The sequence below is a fragment of the Streptomyces sp. NPDC018045 genome (assembly GCF_044327445.1).
Taxonomy (GTDB): Bacteria; Actinomycetota; Actinomycetes; order Streptomycetales; family Streptomycetaceae; genus Streptomyces.
The window spans coordinates 1-10,221 of sequence record NZ_JBIRFL010000055.1 but is presented as its reverse complement, the minus strand read 5'-3'; the positions used below and the strand labels follow the sequence as shown (position 1 = coordinate 10,221).

At 71.0% G+C, this 10,221-nt stretch carries 11 protein-coding genes and 1 pseudogene; 3 read left to right on the top strand and 9 right to left on the bottom strand.

The genetic code is table 11. From position 1 onward, the window contains the following. Positions 1–91: 91 nt before the first annotated feature. Positions 92–457: a hypothetical protein gene (locus tag ACH4EB_RS38155; protein WP_398353114.1), complete on the bottom strand. Its 366-nt coding sequence runs from the start codon at positions 455–457 to the stop codon at positions 92–94. A gap of 255 nt (positions 458–712) precedes the next feature. Continuing rightward, entirely contained in the window at positions 713–1,519 is an 807-nt protein-coding gene (locus tag ACH4EB_RS38150; protein ID WP_398353112.1) for a DUF6461 domain-containing protein, read from the bottom strand. Between the two features lie 251 nt (positions 1,520–1,770). Here ACH4EB_RS38150 and ACH4EB_RS38145 point away from each other — a divergent pair, with 251 nt between their 5' ends. Continuing rightward, a complete protein-coding gene (locus tag ACH4EB_RS38145; protein WP_398353110.1) occupies positions 1,771–2,205 on the top strand; it encodes a hypothetical protein in 435 nt (144 codons plus the stop codon). 540 nt (positions 2,206–2,745) lie between these two features. Here the strand turns inward: ACH4EB_RS38145 and ACH4EB_RS38140 are convergent. After that, on the bottom strand, positions 2,746–3,585 hold the full coding sequence (locus ACH4EB_RS38140) for a helix-turn-helix domain-containing protein (RefSeq protein ID WP_398353108.1): 840 nt from the start codon (positions 3,583–3,585) through the stop codon (positions 2,746–2,748). A gap of 127 nt (positions 3,586–3,712) precedes the next feature. Here ACH4EB_RS38140 and ACH4EB_RS38135 point away from each other — a divergent pair, with 127 nt between their 5' ends. Next, positions 3,713–4,777, top strand: a complete 1,065-nt coding sequence (locus ACH4EB_RS38135) for an aldo/keto reductase (protein WP_398353106.1) — start codon at positions 3,713–3,715, stop codon at positions 4,775–4,777. A 391-nt stretch (positions 4,778–5,168) separates the two neighbouring features. Here the strand turns inward: ACH4EB_RS38135 and ACH4EB_RS38130 are convergent, their stop codons facing one another. From ACH4EB_RS38130 to ACH4EB_RS38115, 4 genes and pseudogenes are all read right to left on the bottom strand, one after another. Then, on the bottom strand, positions 5,169–6,065 hold the full coding sequence (locus ACH4EB_RS38130) for a methyltransferase domain-containing protein (protein WP_398353105.1): 897 nt from the start codon (positions 6,063–6,065) through the stop codon (positions 5,169–5,171). Continuing rightward, positions 6,062–6,196: a hypothetical protein gene (locus tag ACH4EB_RS38125; RefSeq protein ID WP_255304262.1), complete on the bottom strand. Its 135-nt coding sequence runs from the start codon at positions 6,194–6,196 to the stop codon at positions 6,062–6,064. The genes ACH4EB_RS38130 and ACH4EB_RS38125 overlap by 4 nt, the downstream gene beginning before the upstream one ends. 351 nt (positions 6,197–6,547) lie before the next feature. Beyond that, positions 6,548–7,015: a hypothetical protein gene (locus tag ACH4EB_RS38120; RefSeq protein ID WP_398353103.1), complete on the bottom strand. Its 468-nt coding sequence runs from the start codon at positions 7,013–7,015 to the stop codon at positions 6,548–6,550. A 409-nt stretch (positions 7,016–7,424) separates the two neighbouring features. Next, a pseudogene (locus ACH4EB_RS38115) lies at positions 7,425–7,868 on the bottom strand (helix-turn-helix domain-containing protein); the annotation flags it as partial. Here ACH4EB_RS38115 and ACH4EB_RS38110 point away from each other — a divergent pair. Next, positions 7,761–8,150, top strand: coding sequence for a hypothetical protein (locus ACH4EB_RS38110; protein ID WP_398353102.1), 390 nt, complete (start codon positions 7,761–7,763; stop codon positions 8,148–8,150). The pseudogene ACH4EB_RS38115 and the gene ACH4EB_RS38110 sit on opposite strands and share 108 nt — an antisense overlap. Positions 8,151–8,341: 191 nt before the next feature. Here ACH4EB_RS38110 and ACH4EB_RS38105 read toward each other — a convergent pair whose 3' ends face one another. Beyond that, positions 8,342–8,539, bottom strand: coding sequence for a hypothetical protein (locus ACH4EB_RS38105; protein ID WP_398353101.1), 198 nt, complete (start codon positions 8,537–8,539; stop codon positions 8,342–8,344). A 505-nt stretch (positions 8,540–9,044) separates the two neighbouring features. Beyond that, on the bottom strand, positions 9,045–9,896 hold the full coding sequence (locus ACH4EB_RS38100) for a DUF3592 domain-containing protein (RefSeq protein ID WP_398353115.1): 852 nt from the start codon (positions 9,894–9,896) through the stop codon (positions 9,045–9,047). Positions 9,897–10,221 lie beyond the last annotated feature (325 nt).

Below are 10,221 nucleotides of genomic sequence, written 5' to 3'. Positions count from 1 at the left end.
AACACCCCAAACCCTTCGTCTGGACGAAGACCGCCGACGAGATCCTCGACAAAGTCGCCGCCTACTGCCACCGAATCTCTGACTCAGGTCACTAGTCGCCCACCAGGAGGAGATAGCTGCCGGGAGTGGCTGCGCAGTCCTTCAGGTATCCGGCGAGGTCGCGGAGGGCAGCAATGTGGGAGGCGTCCGTGCAGCGGTCGAGGAGATCGGGTATTTCGCGGAGCGCGGCCTCCGCCTCTTGCTCGTTGAAGGTGGTGTCGTTGTAGGGGTCGACCGTCCAGAGCTTCCCCGACGTGTTGGCGGGAAGCGTGGCGATGAACTCAGCCAGCGCTTCACCATGCCCGTGGGACTGGCGGATCAGTGTCGGCTTGCGCTTCGAGCGCCGGCCGGGCCAGTGCGGGCGGCCGTTGTGCAGTTGCAGGTCGATCCCCATGAGCAGATTGTCTCGCAGCCGCATCCGGCGCCAGCGCGGACCTCCGCTCGGGTCAGCCGAACTCGCTCGACCTGGCGCATTGAGACCGTGACCTTCTGGTTCTCTCGCCGCTGCTGTACCGGGCGTGGCGGAGCACCGCTGACGGGTGCATAGCCACGCCCGCTTCCGTCGCAAGCCGGGTCCAGGCACAGGGCCTCATCGAAACGCGCCGACGTCCAGGATGCCGGGATATGCAAGGGCCGCCGTACCTGGCCCGGCATTGCGGGTCCAGGGGAAGACCTACTCCGCGGCGTGCCTCAGCACTCCGCTCGTGTGGAAGGTGGCGACGATCGGCGCCGAGGCCATGCCGTCAAGGTGCTGCTGCCCGTGGACGGCATGGTCGTAGGAGCGGCGCAGACCGGCGGGGACCAGGCCCAGACGCTCATCCGGAACGGGGTGGCCCTGGGACTTGGCCCAGGCGCGGACGGCGTCGAAGTCCGGGGCGGGTGCCCCGTTGACTGCGTGAACGGGCAGCCGGTCGACGGTGAAGGCGGTCCGGGGCAGGGAGAGGCCGAAGCGGTCCTCGAAGACGGCCAGGGCACGCCGCTTGCGATCGGCGGCGTTGTCGCCGCCATCCTCACGAAGAGCAGCGCCGTCGGCTGCAAGGATGCGGGCGGCGATGAGATCAGGTACCAGCAGGTCCGGCTCCTGGCCCCAGCGGGCCCACTCCTCGCGCAGCCCGAAGCCGCAGAGGCGGCGGCCGTCGCGGGCATAGAACACGATGGTCGGCGGATGGTCGGGATTGTGCGAGTAGTACACGGCCTCCACACCCTCGCGGGAGACGTTCTCCAGGCGTGACGGGCCCTCGCAGTCGCCGTACTCGATCGCGAACGCCCACCCGGCGTGCTCACCGACGCGCACCACACCATCACCGCTCCCGCCCGGCCGGTATGCCTCCACATCCAGGTCCAGAATCTCCTCATCGGTCATCGGCCCCGCCCCCGGGCCCCCGGGGGCTCCCAGGCGCGCCGCCAGTGCACGGGCGCCGATGCCGCGGGCGAACACCACACCGGTCATCGGGTCCAGCCCGGTGTCTCCATCGATCAACCACTGAATTCCGTCGCCCACGACACCTCTCCCCGGATCTGACTGCAGACCGCCTGCACCTTCGCCGCCACCCTAAAAGGCTGCCCTGACATCCCGCACCGCCGTCCGATCCGCTCTGCTCTGCTCTCTGGCGGCAGTCGTGCTCATCTCGGCGCCGGTTGCCTCGATCCGGTGTCGCCCGTCTCGGCAACCCGCCGGCGGCCGCCGCGCGGTCCCGGCCGGTTGTCGGTGGTGGCTGCCAGAGTGGGCACATGAACGTGAGTACGGCGTCGCCACCCGACCGTGACACGCGCGCCCGGCTCGCCCACCGGCTGACGGTGCCCGTGTGGAACGCCATGAGCATGCGCGCGGACGCCCTGCGCCGCAGCCTGCCGCCCCGCCCCGATACCGCCCCCGGCCGGTACGCCTGGTGGCGCTCCCTCAGCCCCACGCAGGCCCGGCAGGCGGAACTCCTCGACCGCCTCAACGCCTTGTGCGGGCACCTGGCCGGGCACCCCGCCCTGGGCTACCGCGCCGGCGAGCTGCCCGAGGCCGCGCTGGAGGCGGCCGACGGCTACACCAGCGAACCGGTGGCCCAGCTCATCGCCGACTACCGCGCCCTGCAGGAGCAGGGCCGCGCCGGGCGCGGAAGGCGGACGGGGCGGCCGGGCACCGTTCCCGCGTCAGGACTCGAGGGTCCGAGGTGAATTCCTAGGTGTGTTTTCGGCCGCCCGTCTCCTCGCCAACGGCCGCCTCGTTGTGAGACGCGAAGGCAAGTTCCTCCTGGTAGTGCTCACCGGTGCGCAGGCAGTGGTGGAGGCAGCCGAGGAGCCTGCCGAACCGGTGGCGCAGTGCCGCTGCGTACCGGTCGCCCCGGGCCCGGCGCTGATCATAGTGGGCCCGGCAGCCGACAGAGTGCGTCAGGGGCGCGAACGCCCAGGTGTGGCAGCGGCTGATCTCACAGACTTGGTGTGCGGACAGGAAGTATCCGGTCCTGATCGAGTCCGCACCACCTACGCCGAACCAGTTCGCACCTCGCTCGAAGCCGCGTCTGGAACGCGCGAGCTGTGCAGACGTTCTGGTGGAGCGGGTCCTGCCGGGCCGAGGCTGGTGCAGATCCGCGCGAATCGTCACCTGAGCTCGGCGGTCGTTGCCATCTTGACATCTGACGCCGATGTACGGGTGCCCGTTCTCCCTGTCGCCGGCTGTTCGCTGAAGCGCCGGGTGGCCAGAGTCCCGGGTGACCGTCACCGGGCGCACAGCCGGTCCAGGGATGCGAGGCTCTCCTGGTCCGCGGCGCGGTAGATCAGCAGCCGCAGCTCCGGGTCCTCCAGCGGGAGCAGGACCTCGAAATCGACGGCGATCGCCCCGACAGCCGGGTGCCGCAGCAGCTTGCGGCCGCGGCCGTTCACGCGGACCTCCCGCTCGGCCCACAGGCGCGCGAAATCCTCGTCCTGTGCGATGAATTCGGCGATCAGGCCGGCCAGTGCCCGGTCCTGCGGGTGGGCGGCCCAGGCCGCGCGCAGGTGGGCGACACCGTCGCGCAGCGCGGACTCGCGGTCGGCGTAGAAGCCGCGCATCGGCGGGTGCAGCAGGCAGAGCCACATGGCATTGCGCCGCTCCGGCGGCACGGCGTCGAAGTCCGGTAGCAGCCGGGCCATTTCGGCGTTCCATGCCAACAGGTCGTAGCGGTGGTCCATCAGTACGGCGGGCAGCGGGGAGAGGTCGTCGACCAGGCGGGCCAGCGACGGCGCCGGGCCGGCGGCTGTCCCGCCGCCGGTGCTGCCGGGGCGGCGGCGTCCGGCCAGGTCGAAGAGGTAGTCGCGTTCGCCGGGCGCCAGCCGCAGGGCCAGGGCCAGCGCCGCCAGCACCTCCGCGGAGGGCCGCAGCCCCCGGCCCTGCTCCAGCCGGACCACGTAGTCGGTGCTGACCCCGGCCAGCTCCGCGACCTCCTCGCGGCGCAGTCCGGGCGTCCGCCGGGCCCGCCGGTGCGCGGGCAGGCCCAGCCGCTCCGGGTCCAGCCGTTCGCGCCTACTGCGCAGGAAGGCGGCCAGTTCCTCGGTGGGGTCCACGGTTCGTGTCGTCATGACCGGTCCAACCGCCAGGGTGGGACCGGTCTTCCCAGGAAGTTCCCTCCCTTATCCGGGGACGGCCGCCGCCGCAGACTCGGTCCCGGCAACGGAACGCGAGCACACGCGAGCACAGGAGGACCTGATGGCACTGGCATTGGACGACTACCGGCTGCTGGGCCGCTCGGGACTGCGGGTTTCACCGCTGGCCCTGGGCACCGCGACCTTCGGCACCGAATGGGGCTGGGGTGCCGAACGGGCCGAGGCCCGCAAGCTGTTCGACCGCTACGTCGGGCTCGGGGGCAACCTCCTCGACACCGCCGACACCTACACCGACGGCAGCTCCGAGCGCCTGCTCGGCGAGTTCGCCCACGAGGAGCGCGAACGCCTGGTGCTGGCCACCAAGTACTCGACCCTTCGCCGCCCCGGCGACCCGAACTCCGGGGGCGGGCACCGCAAGGCGCTGTTCGGCTCGGTGGAGAGCAGCCTGCGGCGGCTGGGCACCGACTACCTCGACCTGTTGTACCTGCACGTCTGGGACTTCCGGACGCCGGTCGAGGAGGTGCTGCGCGGCCTGGACGACCTGGTCCGGCAGGGCAAGGTGCTGTACGTGGCGATCTCCAACACCCCGGCCTGGCAGGTGTCCCGGATGCAGGCGATCGCGGACCTGCGCGGCTGGTCGCCGCTGGTCGCGCTGCAGGTCGAGTACAGCCTGATCGAACGCACCGCGGAGCGCGACTTGATCCCGATGGCCCTGGAGCTGGGCTTGGGCGTGGTCCCGTACTCGCCGCTCGGCGGCGGGGTGCTCAGCGGCAAGTACGGCCGGCAGGACGTGGGCGCGACGGGCGCCGGCCCCGACGGGAGCACCCGTCGGAGCCACAACCTCGCCCTGGGCACCCTCACCGAACGGAGCCTCGGCGTGGCCGGAGTGGTCCGGGAGTTGGCCGGGGAGCTGGGGCACACCCCGGCCCAGGTGGCGCTGGCCTGGACGCTACGGAAGCCGGGCGTGACGAGCACGCTGCTCGGCGCCCGCACCCCCGCCCAGTTGGAGGACAACCTGGGCGCTCTGACGGTCGAGCTGACGGGCACCCATCTGGCCCGGCTCGACGCGGCGGGCGCGATCGGCCTCGGCCAGCCGCACGAGCTGCTGGCGAGCGAGCCCATCCGCCGGGTGACCACCGGCGGCCTGCGGATCGAGACCCGCCGCTGACGGCCGGCCGTCAGCGGCGGGAGCCGCGGTCTGGAACCGCGGTCGGTTCATCGTCCGGGCGAGCCACGTCCGGTTCGCTACCACCGTCGCACTCCGTCGAACATGTCCATCAGCCCCTCCGGTCCTCGCGTACCTGCTGCAAACGACCGTGACAGGAACGATGAGAACGCAGCCTACGGCGTGAGACCGAACCACCCGAACGAGGCGAAGACCATGCCCGGCACGCGAGGCACTGCGAATCCGACAACACGGATGAGACCGCGTGAGAATCCGCCATCTGCCGTGCGACAGGGCGTCCGGACACGAGCCGCTGACCTGCGACATGACATTGGAGTGAGACTGCGGCGGAGAAAATGACACGGGATTTGAGAACAGACAGGTGCGGGCCTCGTTACGGCTCCGTGCTGGTACGGATGCGCTGTTCTCCATCGCGGCCGACCGTGACGGTCCAGTCCGGGAACCGTGGCCAGCCCAATTCGCGCCAGGGCGCTCGCTGGCGCTGGCTCTTCAGCTTCATGAAGGCCACGCCTGTGATCAGGCCGCCGTGTGCGCCGCCGTTCCCGTCTGGTTGGAGCCATAGCAGGGCGTCGCTGCCCAGGGGGGTGCTGATGGGGGTGATGATGAGCCCGCCTGGCCGTACCTGTCGCGGCCAGGCGAGGGGAACGCGGTGGATGCCGACGGTGGAGATGAGCCGGTCGTACGGAGCCCCCTGCTCCCAGCCCGCTTCCCCGTCGGCCACGTGGACCTGAACCCCGCCGTAGCCGAGGGTGTGCAGGCGCCCATGCGCGGACGCGGCGAGGTCTGCTTGCAGCTCAACCGAGGTCACGTTGCCTGCGCCGGTGCGGTGCGCGAGCAACGCACTGCTGTAGCCGGTGCCGGTGCCGATCTCCAGCACGCGTTCGCCGGGCCGGGGGTTGAGGTAGTGGAGCATGTCGACCACGACAGCCGGGCACGAGATCGAGGCGGTGAAGTCGCTGCTGTCGGCAGGACCGTCCTCGATGCGGACCGTGCCGTCGGCGATCTGCGTGATCAGCGCCAGCCGGGGACTGTAGACCGCCTCCAGCCACTGCTCCGGCTGCTCGTGCCGGTCGAGTACCGGATACAGGCCGTCCTGTCCGCGCTGGGGCACCCACACGAGATCAGGGGTGAAATGCTCGCGCGGCACCGTCTCGAAGGCGGTACGCAGCCACGGCCGGTTGTTGAAGTAACCGAGCCGGCCGAAGCTGTCGATCTCGGCCGCGCACTTGGCGCGCAGTTCCACCGCCGTGGCCACGGTGCTGTCTCTCACTGGGAGGGGGGTCCGCCGCCCATGCGGTCCTCATCGGACCCGCCGGGATCGCCGTTGCGGCTGGGCTCGACCGGGCCGCCGGTGCCTTCCGGCTCCGGCTCGCTGCCGTTGGGAGTCTCCGGGGTCGTCATACTCCGCAGTGTGGCGCCATGGCCCTGTCCTGCCAAGGCGCCAAGATGCGGCGGGGACGGGCCTTACTGGCTCTTGCGTGACGAGGCCGTGTACTGGGCGGACAAAGCACTGCCCAGTGTTTTCAAGCACGAGCTGTTCAAACGCTACTTGCCGCAGTTCGACGGCATGACGGGGCGCCAGTCGCACGACAAACGAGTGGTCTATCCGGACGGGTATGCCGGGGAAGGCCGCTACGAGAACGGTGAGCCGGCGCCGGAGCCGGTTCTCCCGGACACCATCCGTACGGACGGCTCTGCCGCCGAAGCACCTGAGCGCCCGTGCGCCGCGCCGAACGCTCTTCCGGAGCCGGGTTATGGACTCGGGGCCAGGCGGGCGTCGAGGGTGTGCTGGGCGGTGCGCAGGTAGTAGGCGTGCATGGCTGCATCGAGCCCGGTTAAGTCTGCGGCTTGGTGCGGGGGTACGTGCTGGAGGTGCAGGAGCATGGCGTCGGCCTGGCGGGTGGGCAGCAGGGTGTAGAGGGTGCGGGCGGCGGTCGGCGGGGCGCTGGTCTGGCTCGGGTCTTGGTCCTCGATGCTGGCGGTCAGGATCTGCCAGGCGTGGCGGGCCGGGCGGCGGCTGCTGAGGATGCGGCACCAGTCGGTGGCCAGGGCGTCGAGGGCATGTTCGACGGCGTGGTCGGCCGCGGGGCACTCGCCCAGGCGCAGCAGGGCATGGCGTCGGTAGAGGGTGTGACGCATCTGGCGGAAGGCGGCGAAGTCCAGCGGCAGGCGGATGCCGAGGGGTGGTTGGTCGGGCAGGCGGACTGGTGTGGGGTGCATGTCGTCTCCCCCGGGTGACGAGCGAGCGGTGGGGCGTGGCGGGGTGGTTATCCGAAGGCGCTGGCCGGCAGTGCGAGGTTGCTGACCCGAGTGGGTGCGGATGGGGCCGGGGTGGTGGGGTGGGCGGCGTTCCACAGGGGGTGCAGGGCGTCGGGCCGGCCGTCGAGGGCGAGGACGAGGCGCCGAGGACGGGCCAGTCGGGCAGGTACTGGCCGTCGAAGACGTGCGTGATCTGCTCTTCGGACAGGGAGCCCTGGCACTGGGTGTGCAGGAGATAGGGGTCGGGCCGGCCGGCGGACAGATACAGGCCGCGCAGGGCCGCGTGCAGGGCGCCCACGGCGTCTTCGGAGGTGACCTTGGCGGAGGGGGCGACGCCGCGGGCGGCGCACCACAGGGTGCGTATGGCGGTGGGATCCCCGTCGCAGGCCACGGTGATGCGGCGGGCCACGCTCCAGGAGGGCAGGCGTTCTCCGGAGATGACGCGGGAGACGTAGGAGGCGGAGACGCCGGCGTCCGCGGCGATGTCGCGGACGGCCTTGCCGCTGCTGCGCTGCAGATGGGACAGGGCGCTGGCGAACTGCTGGGTGCTGGATAGCCCCAGCGCGGTGGGCGGGAGTCCTTCTGCGTCGCTGGGCGGGCGACCGGGCGGGCTTGCGGGGGTGCCGCGCTGGTGGGGCAGGGGAACGGAGTCCGCGGCGGCGGGGCGGGCGGCCGGAGTGGGTCGCGTCGGAGATGCCGAGTTCTTGTGCTGGGCGGCAGCCCGCCCCCACTTGCGGCGGGCGGTGGACTCGCTGATCCCGGCGGCCTCGGCGACCGTCTCCCACCGGGTGCCGTCGGCGCGCAACTGCTGCACCGTCAGCGAGTCGAGCACCTCCAGGTGCTGGCGTACGGTCAGCAGGGCTTCGAGGCTGCGGACCAGGTCCGGGTGGTCGCCGTATTCGGCATCGAGCAGGCTGCCGGTGGCGTGGTGGACGGCTTCGAGGGCTTCCACGCGCCGCGGGCCGGTCTGTACGGCCTGGGCGGGCGGGCGGCGCCTGCGCTGGCAGGAGCGGGAGCAGTACTGCGGGGGGGGGCGGCCGCGGCCGCCGTAGGTGAGGGGTTTGTGGCAGCGGGCGCAGGTGCGGCGAACGGCTGACGTCATGGGTAACCCTTTCCGGGGACGTGAGGCTGGGATTTTCCGCATCCGGGCGGGCACTTCGCGCGCACCGAGGCTGTATTTCTCCCCGTGAAGATCGCGGGTGCGTGCCGCCACCGGTCACACGAGACGACCGGTGGCGGGCCGGGCCCGCGGGCGGGCCCGGCACTGGTCGCGAGCAGCGGTCGGCATCAGACCGCGCGAATGCGCAGGTAACGCAGGCGGATACCGCTCCCGTCCGCCACCACAGCGGTGAGGGCCCACAGCAGGGGCAGTGACGTCGGTGCCGCGCCGGTCAGCACCAGGGACACGATCAGCGTGCCGACGAGGGCCGTGGTGGTGACGGTGACTTCCCAGGCATACGTTTCGCGGCAGCCGGGCTGCGGCATGCTAGCTTCACGCCTGTCGGGCCGGCTCGCACCGGTCCGGTGCGCACAAGGGTCAGGGTGCACGGATCCAGAACTCCTTGATCTTCACAGAATGATGAACGAGGCCCCCGGGGCTGGTTGCCGCCGCCCGGGGGTTTCGTGACGCGACAGGACGCTACGCCGGTGACAGCCCGGACCGCCACCGCTACCGTGCGTTATTCCCAGGGTGTATCTGGCCACGGCGGAAATCCCCGCACGCGCCCCACCAGTACGATCAAATACCGCCAGAACCAGGTGGCGAACGCGCCCAGACAGTCGGCGCCGAACTCCCGGTCCAAGCGCTCAGGAACCCCCGTCCCTTGTGGCGTACGTCACCCGTGATGTCAGCTTCAACGACCTTCACAGGCGGCGGACACGGCCTCACCGGCTGCTCTTCGGCGTCCGGGGCCCTGCCCGCGGCGAAGGGCACGCGGCCGCTGGCGCAGTGGCCGAAGACTGCCGCTTGCGGCAGCGGCGCCGGACGGGGTCAGGCCGTCAGCAGTGTGGAGATGACCAGCCACAGCGGGATGAGCATCAAGAGGACTGAGAGCACGCCGAAGAAGGTCAGCACGGTGCCGCGTACGGTGAGCCCCTTGTCGCGCAGGCCCCGGACGCGAGTCGGTGCCAGCGGGTCGTAGGTCACGTCCACCGGTCCGCTGCCGCCCTTGTGCGCGTGTCCGGCAGTCTGGGTGACGACCAGGCGCTGGCCCTCCAGCGTTTGGAACTCATACACGGGGTGCCACTCTCCCGAGTCCTCCCCGATGCGGCGCCACTTGTAGTCCCGGATCCGACCGGCAACGGTGATGCCGCGCCGTCGCAGGATCAGGGCGTCGCGCACCACTTCGGTCCAGCCGAAGTACAGCATCAGCCAGCCCGCGGGACCGTAGGCCACGATGAAACCCACCAGGCCGCCTACCCCGGCTTCGGCGCCCTCCTCCACGGCTACGGCGGCGAACGCGAGGTACGGCACGACACCCAGGCCGATCTTCGCGCCTGCCGACAGACGCGGCAGACGCCAACGGCGGCGGCCGGCGTCCTCTCTCACCACGCGGGTCGGACTCTGCCCCGAGGCCGGTAGGCACGCCAGGGCGGTCCGCACCTGCCGCACGAAGGCATCGGCGGCGGTGGCGTTGCGGGTGATCAGCGTGAAAGCGCCGTCCTGGACGGCATCCTCGCCGGACAGCTCCAGAAGGACGCGCCCTCCCGCGTACGCGACGCGGTCGATCGCCGCCAGCGGCACTGTCCACATGGTGCGGCCGCGCACCACCCGCACCGCATACGCCTCCAGCCGGAAGACGACGCCTCGCCCCCGCAGCACCACTTCCGGTATCCGCCCCATGCCCAAGATCATAAATGTCGGCAGACAAGGGGTTTACCTCTCCGTGCAGGGCAAACCTGCCCAATGCGGTGTGTAGTCGGCATCGCGCCCGCACCCGAACCTGGCGGCAGGGTGCCGCTCCACCGCTTGGGGCTGCAGGTGCAGGAGGAAGGCATCGGCCTGGCAGTCGGGCAGCAGGGCGGACCGGGTGCAGGGGGGCCGGGGCGGGCGGCGTTCCACTCGCGGATGCTCTAGGTCGTGTCTTCAAATGATCTTGCGTGGTGGATCATGGTCGGGTGATACGTCGACATGAGCTGTCGGATGCCGAGTGGGAGTTCGTCCGGCC